Source organism: Paraburkholderia sp. BR14374 (assembly GCF_040948685.1).
Lineage (GTDB): Bacteria > Pseudomonadota > Gammaproteobacteria > Burkholderiales > Burkholderiaceae > Paraburkholderia > Paraburkholderia youngii.
Window position 1 is genome coordinate 77225 of sequence record NZ_JBFPKF010000018.1, and the last position, 18854, is coordinate 96078.

11 protein-coding genes, 1 pseudogene and 2 riboswitches are annotated in these 18854 nt (G+C 65.5%); of the genes and pseudogenes, 8 read left to right on the top strand and 4 right to left on the bottom strand.

Going from position 1 to position 18854, the window contains the following annotated elements; all coding sequences use genetic code 11:
- Nucleotides 1–26: 26 nt before the first annotated feature.
- From AB3X86_RS30205 to AB3X86_RS30240, 8 genes and pseudogenes are all read left to right on the top strand, one after another.
- A pseudogene (locus tag AB3X86_RS30205) lies at nt 27–1074 on the top strand (oxidoreductase).
- Between the two features lie 217 nt (nt 1075–1291).
- Nucleotides 1292–1642 (top strand): hypothetical protein, encoded by a 351-nt coding sequence (locus AB3X86_RS30210; protein ID WP_368598789.1) that lies wholly within the window; start codon nt 1292–1294, stop codon nt 1640–1642.
- Nucleotides 1643–1691: 49 nt separating this feature from the next.
- A riboswitch (glycine riboswitch) is annotated at nt 1692–1794 on the top strand.
- Between the two features lie 20 nt (nt 1795–1814).
- Nucleotides 1815–1975: riboswitch (glycine riboswitch) on the top strand.
- Nucleotides 1976–2055: 80 nt separating this feature from the next.
- On the top strand, nt 2056–3174 hold the full coding sequence (gene gcvT / locus AB3X86_RS30215) for a glycine cleavage system aminomethyltransferase GcvT (RefSeq protein WP_368598790.1): 1119 nt from the start codon (nt 2056–2058) through the stop codon (nt 3172–3174).
- A gap of 60 nt (nt 3175–3234) precedes the next feature.
- Nucleotides 3235–3615, top strand: coding sequence for a glycine cleavage system protein GcvH (gene gcvH / locus AB3X86_RS30220; RefSeq protein ID WP_013090937.1), 381 nt, complete (start codon nt 3235–3237; stop codon nt 3613–3615).
- 82 nt (nt 3616–3697) lie between these two features.
- Entirely contained in the window at nt 3698–6634 is a 2937-nt protein-coding gene (gcvP, locus tag AB3X86_RS30225; protein WP_368598791.1) for an aminomethyl-transferring glycine dehydrogenase, read from the top strand.
- 124 nt (nt 6635–6758) lie between these two features.
- Nucleotides 6759–7889: an alginate lyase family protein gene (locus AB3X86_RS30230; RefSeq protein ID WP_368598792.1), complete on the top strand. Its 1131-nt coding sequence runs from the start codon at nt 6759–6761 to the stop codon at nt 7887–7889.
- 28 nt (nt 7890–7917) lie between these two features.
- Entirely contained in the window at nt 7918–9306 is a 1389-nt protein-coding gene (locus tag AB3X86_RS30235; RefSeq protein WP_368598793.1) for an L-serine ammonia-lyase, read from the top strand.
- A gap of 238 nt (nt 9307–9544) precedes the next feature.
- Nucleotides 9545–11272: a thiamine pyrophosphate-binding protein gene (locus AB3X86_RS30240; RefSeq protein WP_368598794.1), complete on the top strand. Its 1728-nt coding sequence runs from the start codon at nt 9545–9547 to the stop codon at nt 11270–11272.
- 71 nt (nt 11273–11343) lie between these two features.
- On the opposite strand, the gene AB3X86_RS30245 is transcribed toward AB3X86_RS30240, so the two are convergent.
- From AB3X86_RS30245 to AB3X86_RS30260, 4 genes are all read right to left on the bottom strand, one after another.
- Nucleotides 11344–12492: a branched-chain amino acid ABC transporter substrate-binding protein gene (locus tag AB3X86_RS30245; protein ID WP_176109940.1), complete on the bottom strand. Its 1149-nt coding sequence runs from the start codon at nt 12490–12492 to the stop codon at nt 11344–11346.
- Between the two features lie 88 nt (nt 12493–12580).
- Nucleotides 12581–16519 (bottom strand): trifunctional transcriptional regulator/proline dehydrogenase/L-glutamate gamma-semialdehyde dehydrogenase, encoded by a 3939-nt coding sequence (gene putA, locus AB3X86_RS30250; protein ID WP_368598795.1) that lies wholly within the window; start codon nt 16517–16519, stop codon nt 12581–12583.
- A 601-nt stretch (nt 16520–17120) separates the two neighbouring features.
- Nucleotides 17121–17357, bottom strand: coding sequence for a hypothetical protein (locus AB3X86_RS30255; protein WP_368598796.1), 237 nt, complete (start codon nt 17355–17357; stop codon nt 17121–17123).
- Nucleotides 17358–17362: 5 nt separating this feature from the next.
- Nucleotides 17363–18793: a YeiH family protein gene (locus tag AB3X86_RS30260; protein WP_368598797.1), complete on the bottom strand. Its 1431-nt coding sequence runs from the start codon at nt 18791–18793 to the stop codon at nt 17363–17365.
- Nucleotides 18794–18854 lie beyond the last annotated feature (61 nt).

Genomic DNA, 18854 nt, shown 5'->3' on the forward strand with positions numbered 1-18854 from the left:
CGCGCCGTTCCTCCAGGAAGAATCGCATGTCCGCATCGCTGAAGGTTGGATTGATGGGCTACGGCTTCGCCGGCGCGACGTTTCACGCACCGGTGATCGAACATTGCGGACGCGCGAGCGTCGCCGCGATTGCGACCGGACAATCCGAGCGCGCACGCCGACTATCCGCACGCGAAGATCGTCGCCGATCTCGACGCGCTGCTCGCGCTCGACGACATCGACTGCGTCGTGATCGCGACGCCCAACGACACCCACTTCGACCTCGCGCGCCGCACGCTCGAAGCCGGCAAGCACGTGGTCGTCGACAAGCCTGTCACGCTGAGCGCCGCCGACGCCCACACCCTTGCCAATATCGCGCTCGCCCGCGGCAAGCTGTTCGCACCCTTTCACAACCGCCGCTGGGACGGCGATTTTCTGACCGTGCGCGACCTGCTCGCGCGCGTGGAACTGGGCCGCATCACGCACTACGAATCGCATTTCGACCGTTTCCGACCGAGCGTGCGTCAGCGCTGGCGCGAAGACGTGACGCGCGGCGGCGGTCTGCTGTTCGATCTCGGTCCGCATCTGATCGATCAAGCGCTCGCCCTCTTCGGCGCACCGCAGACCGTCTCGGCGACGGTGCGCACGCATCGCGACGACGCAAGCGCACCCGACTACGTGCACATCCTGCTCGGCTACGAGGAGTTCGAGGTCGTGCTGCATGCAAGCGCGCTGACCGCGTTGCCGGGACCGCGCTTTGCGATCCATGGAACGCGCGGCAGCTATGTGAAACACGGCCTCGACACCCAGGAAGATCAGCTGAAAGCCGGCCTGCGCCCCGGCGACGCAGGCTTCGGCGCCGGCAACACCCCCGGCGTGCTGCGCGTGCTCGAAGGCGACCAGGAAGTCGAGCGTGAATTGCCCACCCGCAATGGCGAGTACGCAGGCTTCTATATTGCGTTGGCCGACACGATCCAGAACGGCGTCGCATTTCCGGTCAGCACGCGCGACGCGGTCGACGTAATGACGATCATCGAACTGGCCGCGCGCAGCTCCGAGCAAGGCGTGCGGCTGCCGTTCGAGCGCATTCGCTGAGCCTTGCATCGCTGCGCGTGGCACCGTGCTCGCGCGGTCTGTGTACCGAAAACAGGATGACCTTCCGCGCCGTAAAGGCCGTCGGCGCGGGCCTTTCCTGACGTTCCAGAAAGGAACATAACGTTACAAATTCGCCCGCTGCCGAGTCAGCGGGCGTTCCTCGTCATCCGTTGCTAGCGAGGTAGCAATCGATACGACAACGACTCCTGGAGAATCCATGTCTCGAATCATCCGTGCCTTTGTTGCATGCGCGCTGCTCGGCTCCGTCGCCGCCTGCGTGGTAACGCCGCCACCGGCCCCGCACCCGAGCCCCACTCCGCAGCAGATCGCGGACCAGCGCCTGCATCAGGTCGAGGGCCGCATCGACAATCTCGCGCGCCGTATCGACACTCGGGTGAATCAAGGCTATTACCCACCGCCGCAAGGCGCCGCGCTGCATCACCGCCTCGAGACGATCCGTCAGGAAGCGCGTGACATGGCCACGCAGCACGGTGGCGGTTTGTCCGCGGAAGAACAGCGCGTGCTGAACCAGGAACTGGACAATGCGGCTCGTGCGATCGGCGAGTGAGCGCTCCCGGCCCTTTATTTGACAAGCCCCGGCCCGTCGCGTACATTCGCCGCACGCGTCGGGAGAGCGTGCTGGCAAGCGAAAAATCGCAGGCCGCGCCGCCGAAGGGGCACACCCGCAAACTCTCAGGCAAAAGGACCGACCGCGTCGAAAAACCCGTCTTTCGGCGGTTTTTTCGCACTCTGGAGAGCGGCAGTAGCCATCCGCGTCGCACGTCGTGCACCGCAGGCAAGCTGCCCACCGAAGGGGCGCGCGTTTCCCCGTGACGAATCGAGCTCATTGAGCCAGTCGCGGCGGCGCAATCTCTCAGGTATCGAGGACAGAGGGGTCATGCAGAACCACGCTCGCAGGCACAAGGCCGCGAGGCAGTGCGCCGCATGGCCTTTTTTGTTCCGCGAGACGCCCGAGGCCCCATGACCGAACTCAAACACACCCCGCTCCACGCCGCTCACCGTGCGCTCAATGCCCGCATGGTCGACTTCGGCGGCTGGGACATGCCCGTCAACTACGGCTCGCAGATCGAGGAACATCGCGCGGTGCGCACCGACGCCGGCATGTTCGACGTGTCCCACATGTGCGTGGTCGACTTCACCGGCGAGCGCGTCCGCGCGTTCTTCGAATACGCGCTCGCGAACAATGTCGCGAAGCTGCAAACGCCGGGCCGCGCGCTCTACTCCTGCATGCTGAATCCGAACGGCGGCGTGATCGACGACCTGATCGTCTATTACTTCGGCGAAGATCACTTCCGCGTGGTCGTCAACGCCGGCACCGCCGACAAAGACATCGCCTGGTTCGGCCAACTCAACGCCGAAGGCGGCTTCGGCCTCACCATCACGCCGCGCCGCGATCTGGCGATCGTCGCGGTGCAAGGCCCGAACGCGCGCGAAAAAGCCTGGCAAACCGTGCCGGCCGCGCGCGCCGCGACCGAAGCGCTGAAGCCGTTCAACTCCGCGCGCATCGACGGCACGCCGTTCGGCGAGCTGACCGTCGCGCGCACCGGCTACACCGGCGAAGACGGTTTCGAGATCATCGTGCCCGCTGCGCATGTCGAAGCGCTGTGGAACGCGCTCGCCGCCCACGGCGTGCGCCCGGCCGGTCTCGGCGCACGCGACACGCTGCGCCTCGAAGCCGGCATGAATCTTTACGGCCAGGACATGGACGACAATATCTCGCCGCTCGACGCCGGTCTCGCATGGACCGTCGACCTCACCTCACCGCGCGACTTCATCGGCAAGAGCAGCCTCGAAGCCGACGGCTCGCGCGCCGCGTTCGTCGGCCTGATCCTGCTGAAGGACAACGGCAAGGCTGCCGGCGTGCTGCGCGCGCATCAGAAAGTCGTCACGCCGCACGGCGACGGCGAAATCACCAGCGGCACGTTCTCGCCGACCATGCAGGAATCGATCGCCTTCGCGCGCGTGCCGAAAGGCGTGCAGCCGGGCGACACGGTGCATGTCCAGATTCGCGACAAAGCCTGCCCCGCAAGCGTGGTAAAACTGCCGTTCGTGCGCAACGGCAAGGTGCTGGCGGTCTGAGCGGCCGGCGCACGCCCCTACATTCAAACCACTACCGAACATACCGTTCAGGAGCATCCAATGAGCATCCCGGCCGATCTGAAATACACCGAATCGCACGAATGGGTCCGCACCGAAGCGGACGGCACGCTGACGGTCGGCATCACCGACCACGCGCAGGAAGCGCTCGGCGACATCGTCTTCTTCGAAGTCCAGGAACTCGGCAAGTCCGTGACCGCCGGCGACACCGTCGCCGTGATCGAATCGGTGAAGGCCGCTTCCGATATCTACGCGCCGGTTTCGGGCGAAGTCATCGAAGCGAACACGGCCGTCGGCGACTCGCCGGACACCGTCAACAGCACGCCGTACGACAGCTGGCTGTTCAAGATCAAGCCGGCCGCCGACGCGTCGCTCGAGCGTCTGCTCGACGCCGACGCGTACGCGAAGTCGATCGGCGCCTGAGTTACTGCCTGATTCACTTTTCGTTTTAACCGTCAGGCGCGGCGCTCGCACAACGGCGCGCGCCGCGCCGCCAGGAACACCCATGAAGCTCGAACACCCGGATCGTCTGATGAACCGCACTCCTCTCTCGCTCGCCGCGCTCGAAGTGCACGACGCCTTCGCCGAACGGCATATCGGCCCGGATGCGGCCGACCAGCAAGCGATGCTCGAAGCACTCGGCTTCGCGTCGCGCGCGGCCTTGATCGACGCCGTCATTCCGAAGACGATCCGCCGCACCGAAGCGCTGCCGCTCGGCCCCTTCGCGCAGCCGAAGAGCGAAGCCGAAGCGCTCGCCGCCTTGCGCGAGCTCGCGGACAAGAACCAGGTGTTCCGCTCCTATATCGGCCAGGGCTATTACAACGCCCATACGCCGACGGTGATCCTGCGCAACGTGCTGGAAAATCCGGCGTGGTACACCGCGTACACGCCGTACCAGCCTGAAATTTCCCAAGGCCGCCTGGAAGCGCTGCTGAACTTCCAGCAGATGGTCACCGACCTGACCGGCCTCGCGATCTCGAACGCATCGCTGCTCGACGAAGCGACCGCTGCAGCCGAAGCGATGACGCTGCTGCAACGCGTCGGCAAACCGAAGTCGAACGTGTTCTTCGTCGCCGACGACGTATTGCCGCAAACCATCGAAGTGGTGAAGACGCGCGCGACACCGGTCGGCATCGAAGTGAAGGTCGGCCCGGCCGCTGAAGCGGCCAACGCGAACGCGTTCGGCGTGCTGCTGCAATACCCGGGCGTGAACGGCGACGTGCGCGACTACCGCGCGCTGACCGAAGCGATCCACGCGGCGGGCGGCCATGTGGTCGTCGCCGCCGACCTGCTCGCGCTGACTCTGCTGACGCCGCCGGGCGAATGGGGCGCGGACGTCGCGGTCGGCAATACCCAGCGTTTCGGCGTGCCGGTCGGCTTCGGCGGCCCGCATGCCGCGTACCTCGCGGTGCGCGACGAATTCAAGCGGCAGATGCCGGGACGTCTGGTCGGCGTGACCGTCGACGCGCAAGGCAACCCCGCGCTGCGTCTCGCGCTGCAAACGCGCGAGCAGCACATCCGCCGCGAGAAGGCGACCTCGAACGTGTGTACCGCACAGGCGCTGCTCGCGATCATGGCGAGCATGTATGCGGTCTATCACGGCCCACGCGGTCTGAAGACGATCGCGCTGCGCGTGAACCGCGTCGCCGCGCTGCTCGCCGCAGGCGCGAAGCAGCTCGGCTATAAGCTCGTCAATGAAACGTTCTTCGACACGCTTACGTTCGACACCGGCGCACGCACTCAAGCGCTGCTCGACGCTGCCACGGCCAGGCGCATCAACCTGCGCCGCGTGAGCGCGACGCAAGTCGGTCTGTCGATCGACGAAACCACCACGCGCCACGATCTGGCCGACCTGCTCGCGGTGTTCGCGCAAGCGGCCTTCGCGAGCGACGTGCCGCAAGTCGACGCGCTCGACGCCGCGCTGAGCGCATCGAACACCGCGTCGGTGCCGGCCGCGCTCGAACGTACGAGCGCGTACCTCACGCATCATGTGTTCAACCGTCATCATTCGGAAACGGAAATGCTGCGCTATCTGCGCAGCCTGTCGGACAAGGACCTCGCACTCGATCGCTCGATGATCCCGCTCGGCTCGTGCACGATGAAGCTGAACGCGACCTCGGAAATGCTGCCGGTCACGTGGCCCGAGTTCGGCCAGATCCATCCGTTCGCACCGGCCGAACAGACCGTCGGCTACCGCGAGATGATCGATCAGCTCGAAGAGATGCTGGTCGCCGCAACCGGCTATGCGGCCGTGTCGCTGCAACCGAACGCGGGCTCGCAGGGCGAGTACGCGGGTCTGTTGATCATCCACGCATATCACGCGTCGCGCGGCGAAGCGCATCGCAACGTCTGTCTGATTCCCGCTTCGGCGCACGGCACGAACCCGGCGTCGGCGCAGATGGCCGGCATGCAGGTCGTGGTCGTCGCATGCGACGCGCAGGGCAACGTCGATATCGAGGATCTGAAGAAGAAGGCCGCGCAGCACGCCGATAAGCTCGCTGCGATCATGATCACGTACCCGTCGACGCACGGCGTGTTCGAGCAGAACGTCCGCGAAATCTGCGAGATCGTGCATGCGCACGGCGGCCAGGTGTACGTGGACGGCGCGAACATGAACGCGATGGTCGGCCTGTGCGCGCCGGGCCAGTTCGGCGGCGACGTCTCGCACCTGAACCTGCACAAGACCTTCTGCATTCCGCACGGCGGCGGCGGACCGGGCGTCGGTCCGGTCGCGGTCGGCGCGCACCTCGCGCAGTTCCTGCCGAACCAGACTTCGTCGGGCTATCAGCGCGCGGAGAACGGCATCGGCGCGGTGTCGGGCGCGCCGTACGGCTCGGCGTCGATCCTGCCGATCTCGTGGATGTACATCGCGATGATGGGCGCGAAGAACCTGACGGCCGCGACCGAAACCGCGATCCTCAACGCGAACTACGTCGCGAACAAGCTCGCGCCGCACTATCCGGTGCTGTACTCGGGCCCCGGCGGTCTCGTCGCGCACGAGTGCATTCTCGATCTGCGTCCGATCAAGGACACGAGCGGCATCACCGTCGACGACGTCGCCAAGCGCCTCGCCGACTACGGCTTCCACGCGCCGACGATGAGCTTCCCGGTGCCGGGCACGCTGATGGTAGAGCCGACCGAATCGGAGTCGAAAGAAGAGCTCGATCGCTTCATCGAGGCGATGATCGCGATCCGCGAGGAAATCCGCGCGGTCGAGGAAGGCCGCTCGGACCGCGAGGACAATCCGCTGAAGCACGCGCCGCACACCGCGGCGGTCGTGATCGCCGACGACTGGAAGCATGCGTATGCGCGCGAGACCGCTGCGTATCCGCTGAAGACGCTGATCGCGAACAAGTACTGGCCGCCGGTCGGTCGTGCGGACAACGTGTACGGCGACCGCAACCTGTTCTGCTCGTGCGTGCCGATCGCCGATTACGAGTAAGAGCGAGTCAAGGGAAGTCACGCGCGGCGCTGCGAAGGTCCGTCAGCGTCCGCGCGCGATCCTGTTGTTGAAAGCCGCAACCGGCTAACATCACACACCGAATCAGCCTAACGAGGAGTTTCGCATGGCGCGAAAGGTGCGATTGATGCAAAGCCGGGACGAGGCGGCGGGTCTCAGTCCGTGGCGACCCGCTTACGCTGTGCTGCTGGCCGCCGCGGCCGTGCTGCTGCCGCTGCGCGAGGCGCAGGCCGCGATGAATTTCTGCGCGGCGCCGGCGCTGCAAACGAGCGAGCGCACCAATGCCGATCCCGGCGTCAAGGCGCTCGTCGCCAACGTGCAGGCGCATCTGAACGAGCAGCCCCATGCGCTCGCGAAACTGCACACCGAAGGCACGCTGCCGCACGAGGGCATCTACGATCAGAGCGTCGAAGCGCAGAAGGATCTCGACCTGCTGCGCGATGCCGCGCTCGCGTGGCGCGCGACCAGCGACGACCGCTTCCTGAAGCTCGTCGATCGTCTGCTGTATACATGGGTCACGACCTATCAGCCGAGCTTCAATCCGATCGACGAAACGGGTTTCGAAGGGCTGATCCTCGCCTACGACATGACAGCGAGCGCGCTGCCCGTCAAAACGCGCAATGCGGCGATGGCGTTTCTGACGAAGTTCGCCAACGGCTATATCGCACAGATCGACGCGCAGCCGCGGCCGCTCACCGGCACGTTCCGTAACAATTGGCAAAGCCACCGTATCAAGCTGATCTCGATGGCCGCGTTCACGCTCGACAATCGCAAGATGATCAACGCCGCGCAACGGCTGTTCGTCGAGCATATCGGCGACAACATCGCGCCGGACGGCTCGACGATCGACTTCGGCGAGCGCGATGCGCTGCACTACGTCACCTACGATCTGCAACCTCTGGTGACGGCCGCGCTCGCCGCGCGCCGCCACAACCGCAACTGGCTACAGGAGAAGGGCGCGAACGGCGCGACGCTGCTCGCCGCGCTGAACTGGCTCGTGCCGTTTGCGATGGGCACCCAGACGCATGAGGAATTCGTGCATTCGAACGTCGCGTTCGATGCAAAGCGTCGCGAGGCCGGCTTGCCCGGCTATTCGGGTCGGTGGGATCCGAAGAACGCGGCGGAAATGTTTCACCTGGCGGCGCGTCTCGATGGACGCTTTACGCCAGTCGCGCTGCAGCTCGCACCGACGCCGCCCGCGTGGCTCGCCGTGTGCTTGCCGCTGGCGGCGCGCTAAACTCTTATCTATAGGCAGGGAGCAGTACATGGCAGTCAGCGTTTTCGATCTCTTCAAAATCGGCATTGGTCCGTCAAGCTCGCATACGGTCGGGCCGATGCGCGCGGCCCTGATGTTCGTCCAAGGACTCGAGCGCGACGGGCTGCTCGATTCCACCGCAGCGGTGAAAGCGGAGCTGTACGGCTCGCTCGGCGCGACCGGCAAGGGGCACGGCACCGATCGCGGCGTGATGCTAGGCCTGATGGGCGATGCGCCCGACACCGTGAATCCCGACACGATCGCGCAACGGCTGGAAGCGGTGCGCACGTCGCGCAAACTCGCGCTGCTCGGCACGCACGAGGTGCCTTTCGTGCAGAAGGAGCAGATCGCGTTTTATCGCCAGGCGTTGCCCGAGCATCCGAACGGCCTGAAGCTGTTCGCGTTCGATGCGCAAGGCGCGACGCTGCGCGAGTCGACCTATCTGTCGGTCGGCGGCGGCTTCGTCGTGACGGCTGGCGCACCGAACACGAAGGTGTTGAGCGCCGTCGATCAGCTTCCGCACTCGTTTCGCACCGCCAACGAGTTGCTCGCGCTGTGCGCGTCGAGCAGCAAGAGCATCGCGCAGCTGATGTGGGAAAACGAACGTGTCTGGCATAGCGAGGAAGAAACGCGCGCGGGTCTGTTGAAGATCTGGGACGTGATGCAATCATGCGTCGCGCGCGGTTGCGGCATCAACAATCCCGACGCCGATGGTCACTTGCCCGGCCCCTTCCAGGTGAAGCGGCGCGCGCCGCAGCTGTATCGCGCGTTGACGGGCAACCCTGAGCGCGCGTTGCAGGACCCGCTGTCGATGGTCGACTGGATCAATCTGTACGCGATCGCCGTCAACGAAGAGAACGCCGCGGGCGGGCGCGTCGTCACCGCGCCGACCAATGGCGCGGCCGGCATCATTCCGGCGGTGCTGCATTACTACACGCGCTTCATGCCGGGCGCGAACGAGCAGGGCGTAATCGACTTCCTGATGACGGCCGCCGCGATCGGCATCTTGTACAAGCTGAACGCGTCGATTTCCGGCGCGGAGGTGGGCTGTCAGGGCGAAGTCGGCGTCGCCTGCTCGATGGCCGCGGGCGCGCTGGCCGCCGTGATGGGCGGCACGCCGAAGCAGGTCGAGAACGCCGCGGAAATCGGCATGGAGCACAACCTCGGGCTCACCTGCGATCCGGTTGGCGGCATGGTGCAGATTCCGTGCATCGAGCGCAATGCGATGGCATCGGTGAAGGCGGTCAATGCCGCGCGCATGGCGCTGCGCGGCGACGGCAGCCACTATGTGTCGCTCGATTCGGTGATCAAGACGATGCGCGAAACCGGCGCGGACATGAAGACCAAGTACAAGGAGACGTCGCGCGGCGGACTCGCGGTGAATATCGTCGAGTGTTGAGTCGGTGAGCGCGGCATTCAATTGCATGCAATCGCATCGGAAAAGCGCGGGCTCTGTGGCCCGCGTTTTTCATTTGGGCGACCGCGTGCGCCCACGCCGATCGAACAGTTGCGCTGCGCCATGACAGCGCCCATGTGCTCGGCGTAAGCTGTCGAAGCGCCCATCGGCCGCTGTTGCAGGTTCCGCCGATGCGGCTCCATCACAACGCACTCACGCACTGCCAGGAGGCTTCTTCGCAATGTCGCTGCCGAATGCTCCCGCTGCCCATTCCGCTTCCCATACCGCACGCACGACCGGCGCGCGCCTCGTCGTCGATGCGTTGCTCACGCACGGCGTCGAACGTGTGTTCTGCGTTCCCGGCGAAAGCTTTCTCGCCGTGCTCGATTCGCTGCACGACGAAACCGAGCGCATCCAGACGATCGTCTGTCGTCACGAAGCCGCGGCCGGGAACATGGCCGAAGCGGTCGGCAAGCTGACCGGCCGTCCGGGTGTCGCGCTGGTCACGCGCGGACCGGGCGCGACGCATGCGTCGATCGGCGTGCACACCGCGTTTCAGGACTCCTCGCCGATGATCCTGCTGATCGGCCAGTGCGCGCGCGAACATCTCGATCGCGAGGCGTTCCAGGAGATCGACTACCGGCGCATGTTCGGTCAGATGGCTAAGTGGGTCGCGCAGATCGACGACCCTAAGCGCATCCCCGAATATCTGAGCCATGCGTTTCATACGGCCACCTCGGGACGGCCGGGGCCGGTCGTGCTGGCGCTGCCCGAAGACGTCTTGAGCGATGCCTGCGACGCGGTGCCTGGCGCGCCCGCTTATCACCGCGTGGCCGCATCGCCTTCAGCAGCGCAGATCGCGCGACTAAGCGAGTTGCTCGAAGGCGCGCAACGGCCGATGGTAATCGCCGGCGGCAGCGGCTGGACAGCGGCCGCATGCGCGGACCTGCGGCGCTTCATCGAAAACTGGCAGTTGCCGATCGGCCTCGCGTTCCGCTTCCAGGACACCTTCGACAACGAGCATCCGAACTATGCGGGCGACGTCGGTCTCGGCGTCAATCCCGCGCTCGCTCAGCGCATTCGCGACGCGGACCTGCTGCTCACGCTCGGTCCGCGCCTCGGCGAAGCTACGACCAACGGCTACACGCTGCTCGACATCCCGAAGACGAAACAGACGCTGGTGCACGTGCATCAGGGTGCGGAAGAACTGGGGCGCGTCTATGCGGCCGATCTGCCGATTGTCTCCGGCATGCCTGAACTCACGGCGATGCTGGCGGAACTGAAGCCGTCGACGTCCGGCAAGCTCGCCTGGGCGGGTGCCGCTGAAGAAGCGCATCGCGCGTATCTGGAATGGCGCAAGCCGCGTCCGACTCCCGGCGACGTGCAGATGGGGGAAGTGGTCGAGCAATTGCGCGCGCACTTGCCCGAAGACGCGATCGTCACCAACGGCGCGGGCAATTACGCGACGTGGCTGCATCGACATTTCTCATATCGACACTTCCGTTCGCAGCTCGCACCGACGAGCGGCGCGATGGGCTACGGCGTGCCGGCGGCGCTCGCGGCAAAGTCGCTGTATCCGCAACGCGCGGTGGTCGCGCTCGCCGGCGACGGCTGCTTCATGATGGCCGCGCAGGAACTGGCAACAGCGATGCAGTATGACCTGCGCGTGCTGTTCATCGTCGTCAACAACAGCCATTTCGGCACGATCCGCATGCATCAGGAGCGGCACTATCCGCATCGCGTGCATGGCACCGGTCTCACGAATCCGGACTTCGCGGCATTTGCGCGGTCGTTCGGTGCGCATGGCGAGACCGTTGAACGTACCGCGGACTTTCTGCCGGCGTTGCAGCGCGCGATCGAATCGCAGCTGCCGGCCGTGATCGAGATTCGGATGCCGCAGGAAGCGAGCACGCCCGCGGCGACGCTCGAGATGATTCGTGAGCAGGGGAGGAAGATGCGGGGGGAGTGAGAATCGCGCCGTCAATCAAAAAACCCCGCCGAAGCGGGGTTTTTTATGGTCAACCGGGTTCAGCAAAAAACTTACTTGCCGCCCACGCTTTGCAGCGTCGTCCACTTGCCATCGACGACCTTGTACAGCGTGATACCGCCGTTCTTCAGATCGCCGCGCTCGTCGTACGCGAGGTTGGCCGTCGTGACGGCCGGCTTCGACGTCTTGGCGAGCACCGGCAGGTACTTGGCCGGATCGGTCGAGTTCGCGCTCTTCATCGCGTTGAACATCGCCATCGCGCCATCGAACGCGTACGGCGAGTACGTTTGCACGTCTTCGTTGAAGCGCGCCTTGTACTTCTCGACGTACGCCTTGCCGCCCGGCATTTCATCGAGCGGCAGGCCGGCTAGCGATGCCACCGTGCCGTTCGCCGCGTCGCCGGCGAGCTTGATGAAGGTCGGCGTGTGGACCATTTCGCCGCCCATCAGCGGCGCCTTCACGCCGAGCTGCTTCATCTGCTTGACCATCGGTGCCGCTTGAGAATCCGCGCCGCCGTAGTAAATCAGATCGGGGTTCGACGACTTCAGCTTGGTCAGGATCGACTTGAAGTCGACGGCCTTGTCGTTCGTGTATTCACGATCGACGATCGTCGCGCCGGCCGCCTTCGCTGCCTTCTCGAACTGATCCGCGAGGCCCTGGCCGTAAGCGGTGCGATCGTCGACGATCGCGATCTTCTTCATGCCGAGGTTCTTCACCGCGAACGTGCCTGCGACCGAGCCTTGCTGCGTGTCGGACGTCATCATGCGGAAGGTGGTCTTGAAGCCCTGCTGCGTGTATTCCGGCGCGGTCGCCATCGCGATCTGCGGAATGCCCGCGTTCGCATAGATGCGCGAGGCCGGAATCGTCGTGCCCGAGTTGAAGTGGCCGAGCATGCCCTTGATGCCGTCATCCACGAGCTTCTGCGCGACCGTCGTGCCGGTGCGCGGGTCGGCCTGGTCGTCGGCCGAGTCGAGCACGATGCGAACCGGCTTGCCGCCGATCACCGGCTTCGTCGCGTTGAACTCTTCGACCGCGAGCGTGATGCCGTTCTGGAAGTCCTTGCCGTAGTGCGCCTGTGCGCCCGTCATCGGACCAGCGAAGCCGATCTTCACGTCTTCCGTCGATTGAGCGTTGGCCGTCCCCGCCAGCGACATAGCGGCAACCAGAGCTGCGCCTGCCAGCTGTTTCATTTTGTGTTGCATAGCTTCTCCTTGATACCAGGTGTGGATGAAGCGGTGTCGGGGTCGCCGTGCCCGCTTCCTTTCTATTGAAGAAATCGCCGAGGTTCGCTCAACCGATCGTCATCAAATTCGCATTACCGCCTGCCGCCGCGGTATTGACGCTGACCGAGCGCTCGGTCAGCAGACGCTCGAGCGCGTAGTCCTCTTCGCCGCTCGCAAGCGCCCGGGCCGCGACGCCCTGCACCGACACGATCGGCCCCGCGCGCTTCGCGACCTCTTTCACGAGCGTGAGCAGCTCGTCGCTGTCGCCTTCGAACAGCACGGCGTCGAACGGTGCGTCGGCGCTCTTCTTCACGCTCGCATGCGCCTTCAGCGACGCCGGCAATTGCGAGACCAATTGTTCACCGGCCGCGCCTTCGAACAACGCACGATTCCCCGTAGCCAGCGCCGCCGCGAACTGCACGCGTGCGCCGCTCGCCGTCGATGCGATGCACAGCACCGTGCCGCGCGGGCCCAGCGTGTATGTATTGCGCTCGCCCGTCGGCCCCGACAGTACCGCGGTTGCGCCCGCCGGCACATGCGACAGATAGCCGTCACAACGCGCGGCAAGCTGCGGCTCGCGCTCGGCGATCAGCCAGTCGCGCAACGCAGTCAGCGCGGCCGCCGGATTGTCGCCCTTTTCTGCTGCCTGCGCCGCCTGCGGCACTTCGACCACCAACGCCTTCGCGAGCGACTTCGGCAAACCAGCCGGACGGGTCGCGAGCAGGCGCTGCAGATACAGCGCGCCACCGGCCTTCGGCCCCGTACCCGACAGCCCTTCGCCGCCGAACGGCTGCACCCCGACCACCGCGCCGATCACGTTTCGGTTCACGTAGATGTTGCCCACGTGTGCGCGGCTGATCACGTGCGCGATCGTTTCGTCGATGCGCGTGTGAATGCCGAGCGTCAAACCGTAACCCGTCGCGCGAATCTGTTCGAGCAGCTTGTCGAGCTGGCTGCGGCGATAGCGCACCACGTGCAGCACCGGGCCGAACACTTCGCGCTTCAGCTCGTCGATGCTGTCGAGCTCGATCAGCGTCGGCGGCACGAAAGTGCCTTGCGTCGCGCCTTCCGGCAGCGGCAGTTGCTCCACCTTGTGGCCCTTGTCGCGCATCGCCGCGATGTGCGCATCGATGCCGCGCTTGGCGTCGAGGTCGATCACCGGGCCGACGTCGGTCGACAGCCGGTCCGGGTTGCCGAGCGCGAGCTCGCGCATCGCGCCGGTCAGCATTTCGAGCGTGCGGTCCGCAACGTCGTCCTGCAGACATAGAACGCGCAACGCCGAACACCGTTGACCAGCGGAGTCGAAAGACGATTGCAGCACGTCGGCGACGACCTGCTCGGCGAGCGCCGACGAGTCGACGATCATCGCGTTCTGGCCGCCGGTTTCGGCGATCAGCGGGATCGGTTTGCCATCCGGATCGAGTCGGCCGGACAGCGTCTTGTTGATCAGACGCGCGACTTCGGTCGAACCGGTGAACATCACCGCGCGCGTGCGCGGATCGGCGACCAGCGCGGCGCCGACCGTCTCGCCATTACCCGGCAGCAGTTGCACCGCGCCCGCCGGCACGCCCGCTTCGCGCAGAATCCGCACAGCTTGAGCTGCGATCAGCGGCGTCTGCTCGGCCGGCTTCGCGAGCACCGTGTTGCCGGCCGCGAGCGCGGCGGCCACCTGGCCCATGAAAATCGCCAGCGGGAAATTCCACGGGCTGATACAGACCACCGGACCGAGCGGCCGATGCGTGTCGTTCGAAAACTCGTCGCGGATCTGCGCCGAGTAGTAGCGCAGGAAGTCGATCGCCTCGCGGATTTCCGCGACCGCGTTGGCGAGCGACTTGCCCGCTTCGCGCACCACGAGTCCCATCAGCGTGTGCATCTGCGCTTCGAGCAGATCGGCGGCACGCGCGAGGCAATCGGCGCGCGCCTCGACCGGCGTCGCCTGCCAGATCGGCGCGGCGGCCACCGCATGACCGAGCGCGGCGCTCACGTGCTCCGGCGTCGCTTCGACGACCGTGCCAACGAGATCACGATGGTCGGCCGGGTTACGCACGTCACGCCCAGCGCCGACGGCGATCTGGTTGTCTTCGAGCATCGGCGCCGCGCGCCACGGATGATGCGCGCTCGCGAGCAGCGCCGATGACAGGGACGCGAGCCGATGCTCGTTCGATAGATCCAGACCCATCGAATTGAGCCGCTCGGCGCCGTACAGATTGCGCGGCAGCGGAATGCGCGCGTGCGGCGCGCCGAGCGGCACGATCTTCGACGCTTCCTCGACCGGATCGGCGACCAGGTCCTTGATCGCGACGGATTCGTCGGCGATGCGATTCACGAACGACGTGTTCGCGCCGTTTTCGAGCAGCCGGCGCACGAGGTACGCGAGCAGCGTCTCATGCGTGCCGACCGGCGCGTACACGCGGCACGGGCGGTTCAGTTTGTCGCGGCCGGTGACTTCTTCGTACAGCGGCTCGCCCATGCCGTGCAGGCACTGGAACTCATACTGGCCGGGGTAGTAGTTGTTGCCGGCGAGGTGATAGATCGCCGACAGCGTGTGCGCGTTGTGCGTCGCGAACTGCGGATAGACGGCATCGGGCGCGCCGAGCAGTTTTTTGGCGCAGGCGAGGTACGACACGTCGGTATAGACCTTGCGCGTGTAGACCGGATAGCCCTCGAGGCCATCGACCTGCGCGCGCTTGATTTCCGTATCCCAATACGCGCCCTTAACGAGCCGCACCATGATGCGGTGACGGCTGCGACGTGCCAGATCGACGATGTAGTCGATCACGAACGGGCAGCGCTTCTGATACGCCTGCACGACGAAGCCGATCCCGTTCCAGCCTTGCAGTTCCGGATCGAAGCACAGCGCTTCGAGCAGATCCAGCGACAGTTCGAGGCGGTCGGCTTCTTCGGCGTCGATATTGAGGCCGATGTCGTAGCGGCGCGCGAGGATCGCGAGCGAACGCACGCGCGGCAGCAGCTCGCTCATCGTGCGTTCCTGCTGCGCGCGCGAGTAGCGCGGATGCAGCGCCGACAGCTTGATCGAAATGCCCGGGCCTTCGTAGATGCCGCGGCCGCCCGCGGCCTTGCCGATCGCGTGGATCGCCTGTTCGTACGAGGCGTAGTAGCGCTGCGCGTCGGCCTCGGTGGTGGCCGCTTCGCCGAGCATGTCGTACGAATAGCGGAAACCGCGCGCCTCGTACTTGCGGCTGTTCGCGAGCGCTTCGGAAATGTTCTCGCCGGTGACGAACTGCTCGCCCATCAGGCGCATCGCCATGTCGACGCCCTTGCGGATCAGCGGCTCGCCACCCTTGCCGATCAGCCGCGTAAGCGCCGACGACAGGCTCGTCTCGCTATTGGTCGTCACCAGCTTGCCGGTGATCATCAGACCCCAGGTCGCCGCGTTGACGAACAGCGACGGCGCCTGGCCGACGTGCGATTTCCAGTCGCCCTTGCTGATCTTGTCGCGGATCAGCGCGTCGCGGGTCGCGCGATCGGGAATGCGCAGCAGCGCCTCGGCGAGGCACATCAGCGCGACGCCTTCCTGGCTCGACAGCGAAAATTCGTGGATCAGTCCTTCGACCCCACCGCCCTTGCTCTTCGTACGCAGCGTTTCGACGAGCTTGTCAGCCATCGCCTGCACGTCGCCCGCGAGGTTGGCCGGCAGACGCGCCTGGCCGAGCAGGAACGGCACGCATTCGGGTTCAGGGCGGCGATACGCGGCGGTGATCGCCGCGCGCAGCACCGACTGCGGCTGCACGTTCTGCGCGAAATCGAGGAACGGATGCGACGCGCCATCTTCCTCGTTCTCGACCGCCGCGCCGTCGGCGAGATCGGCCGTGCCGGTTGCGCCCGACAGTTCGGCCGGCAACTGGCCGTGCTCGATCTTTTCGAGGTAGGCGAAAATCGCCTGCTTGATCAACCAGTGCGGGGTGCGCTCGAGGCGGGTGGCGGCATCTTTGAGCCGGGAACGCAGGAGGTCGTCGACCTTGACGCCAAGGGTGGTGCTAGCCATGTTTCCTTCTTTGATACCGGGCGCGAGCCTGGCGAAAGACTAAAAGTTGGGCGAATCGTACGCCTACAAATAAAAAGGTGCAACCAATTCGACAGATTGGTTGCACCATGCCGCGAGCCTTGTGGGACGGGGCTTTCCGGGCGGCGAGCGCGAGTCGGACCGTGGTGTTTTCGATCGGTACTTTCCCTGGCGTGATTCTTTTTGAAATAAGCCTTATCAAACGACTTCGCGCGCCGATATACAGAAGCATGACGATGGACGGCCGGAAACGTCGGTTTCAGGGCGCGCAGAAAAGATAAACGGGGTTCCCGAGGGTTGGTGTGATGGAAAAGTGGCTGGTAATACTGGGCATCTGGATGATGTGCGCGGCTTGTGCGGTGTTTTTCATTCGAGGCGCGACCAGAAGCTCGAATCCGCGCGAAGACGAGCGCAAACAGGCAAGCGCGGCCTCGCGTGGATCGGCGGGCGATACGCGAAACGCGCTGAACGACTGAGATCGGGGGGAGCCCGCGCGACGGCTCATGAAGCCGGACGCGCGCGGATGTGGGAACGTGCAGCTGGATTGGTGCGCGGAGCTTGGCGCCTGAAGATCGCTTATGGGTCAGCGCGGCCCGAGCGACGGCGCAACGGGCTCGAACTGCGTACAGACATCGCCGGGGGAAACCAGCTGGTCGTGCAGACGACACAGCCTGCTATCGGCGACGCTCGCGCCGAACCCCGAACTAAACGCGACAAGCCCTGCAATACGCTGCTCGAGCGCGTCCCGTTCCCTCACGCGATGCCGGCATCCGGCGCAGCACGGCGTGCCCGCCGCGCCACGATCCTTGGAAACCTTCACGGGCATTATCCGAGGCTGTTCCAGTACGACGCGAACACGTGCGCGGACAGCGCATAGCCGATCGCGATATTGACCACAACGCCCGCCGTGAACGCGAGGAACGGCTTCAGACCGGTCGTCGCAAGCGAGCGGAAGCGCGTCGTCAGACCGATGCTCAGGAAGCAGAAGGTGAACGCCCACGTGCGCAGCACCGTGATCGGCGCGACGAACTCCGGCGTGACGACCTTGCGGTAGTCGGCGAGCGAATAATGGCTCGCGATCCACGTGACCAACGCCGACGCGATCACGAAACCGATCACGAACTTCGGGAAACGCGCCCAGATCTCACCGGCATTCGCGCGCGCGGTGACGCCGCTGTCCTGCGCTTCCCAACGCGTCGTCGCGACGATTGCGAGCACGAACGCCCAAATGCCGATCCAGATGTCGCGGCCGACCACCTTCATCAGCGTGAACGCCTGCAACGACGCTTCCGGCGCGCCGGCGATCGCGCCGCCTGCGTGCCGCGCGAAATCGCCGTAGGCCTGGGCGGCGGCGATGCCCGCGGCGTCGGCGAATTCGGAGGTGCCGATCCAGGCGCCGGCGACGGCCGTCGACAGGCCGAGCGAGCGCGACACGAACGGCAGCACGAAGATCATCACGATCGCCCACAGGACGACCAGCGTGATCGCGACCGACGCCTGCTCGCGCTTTGCCCGTACCGCGCCGGCAATCGCGATCGCCGCCGACACGCCGCACACTGCGCCGCCGACACCGAGCACGGCGGCAAAGCGCCGATCGAGCCCGAACGCGCGCGCGACGAAGAAGATCACGAAGAACGTCACCAACGACACGATGCTCGCCTGCACGACCGCAACCGGCCCGGCCCACACGAGCAACGTGAACGGCAGCGTCGCGCCGAGCAGCACGATACCGACCTTGATGTAAAACTCGACGCGCAACCCCGCCCCGAGCCACTGCGGCAGCGTGAACAGGTTCGACACGAGCAGCCCGAGCGCGAGCGCAACCAACGGCGGCTCGAGGTTGTACTTCGACGCGTCGACCCACGCGCCGAGCGTCAGGATCAGCGCGGAGCTGACGAATACGACGACGAACGCCGCGAGAAACGCGCCGACGCGCTGCCTGAGCAGAGCGACGCTCGCTCCGAACAGCACCGCGAATGTCGCGAACAGCGCGACGTAGTTGGGTAGATGTTTGCCGATGTCCTGCGCGGCCTGCGCGACGCTCGACCATTTGGCCGGCGCGACCGCGAGCCACTTGATGCTGCTGCCCGACGCGAACAGCGCCCACGCAATCACGATCACGAGCAGGCCCACGCCAGCGGCGAGCCAGTCTTCGGTCAGCGAAAAGCCGCTGCCTCGTGCGGTTTGCGCGTCTTGTGTACCTTGCCGATGAGCCGGTGCGGCGCCCGCCGGTGCGGGATGATGGGTGTCGCTCATTGCAGATGCCCCGAGAAAGTTGAGTGGCATCGGCGCGAAATTATTGTCGTTTAGCCGCAAA

What these genes read in the sequence shown, in the direction of transcription:
- AB3X86_RS30210 (WP_368598789.1), top strand. Translation starts at nt 1,292, where the DNA reads ATGTCTCGAATCATCCGTGCCTTTGTTGCATGCGCGCTGCTCGGCTCC.
- gcvT (WP_368598790.1), top strand. Translation starts at nt 2,056, where the DNA reads ATGACCGAACTCAAACACACCCCGCTCCACGCCGCTCACCGTGCGCTC.
- gcvH (WP_013090937.1), top strand. Translation starts at nt 3,235, where the DNA reads ATGAGCATCCCGGCCGATCTGAAATACACCGAATCGCACGAATGGGTC.
- gcvP (WP_368598791.1), top strand. Translation starts at nt 3,698, where the DNA reads ATGAAGCTCGAACACCCGGATCGTCTGATGAACCGCACTCCTCTCTCG.
- AB3X86_RS30230 (WP_368598792.1), top strand. Translation starts at nt 6,759, where the DNA reads ATGGCGCGAAAGGTGCGATTGATGCAAAGCCGGGACGAGGCGGCGGGT.
- AB3X86_RS30235 (WP_368598793.1), top strand. Translation starts at nt 7,918, where the DNA reads ATGGCAGTCAGCGTTTTCGATCTCTTCAAAATCGGCATTGGTCCGTCA.
- AB3X86_RS30240 (WP_368598794.1), top strand. Translation starts at nt 9,545, where the DNA reads ATGTCGCTGCCGAATGCTCCCGCTGCCCATTCCGCTTCCCATACCGCA.
- AB3X86_RS30245 (WP_176109940.1), bottom strand. Translation starts at nt 12,492, where the DNA reads ATGCAACACAAAATGAAACAGCTGGCAGGCGCAGCTCTGGTTGCCGCT.
- putA (WP_368598795.1), bottom strand. Translation starts at nt 16,519, where the DNA reads ATGGCTAGCACCACCCTTGGCGTCAAGGTCGACGACCTCCTGCGTTCC.
- AB3X86_RS30260 (WP_368598797.1), bottom strand. Translation starts at nt 18,793, where the DNA reads ATGAGCGACACCCATCATCCCGCACCGGCGGGCGCCGCACCGGCTCAT.